Raw genomic sequence first — 255 nt, 5'->3', positions numbered from 1 at the left:
ATGACGATGCTGGCGCCGCTGTCCCTCAGCGTGGCGATCCGGCCACCATCGTTGTTCAGCACACCCGCAGCGATGGTCGCCTGTCCGGCCGAGACGATCTGGCCACTGTTGTTGACGATGGCCGTAGCCTGGTTGAACGTCAAGGTTCCGCCGCTGTTGACGATACCCTGGTTATCCAGCTGCTGTGCCACGTCCAGGCCCATGCGCTGTCCCGACAGCACGCTGCCGCCCGTCAGGTTGCGCAAAGTCCCGGCC

Annotated in this window: 1 protein-coding gene; it reads right to left on the bottom strand. The window is 64.7% G+C overall.

Annotated features, from left to right (window positions below; genetic code table 11):
* The coding region (locus tag KVP70_RS33885) for a hypothetical protein (protein ID WP_217946804.1) at positions 1 to 255 on the bottom strand (255 nt) is incomplete at both ends.

It is taken from the genome of Duganella violaceipulchra (genome assembly GCF_019166075.1).
Lineage (GTDB): Bacteria > Pseudomonadota > Gammaproteobacteria > Burkholderiales > Burkholderiaceae_D > Rugamonas > Rugamonas violaceipulchra.
The sequence above is the reverse complement of the archived record's forward strand: the minus strand, read 5'-3'. Positions and strand labels throughout refer to the sequence as shown.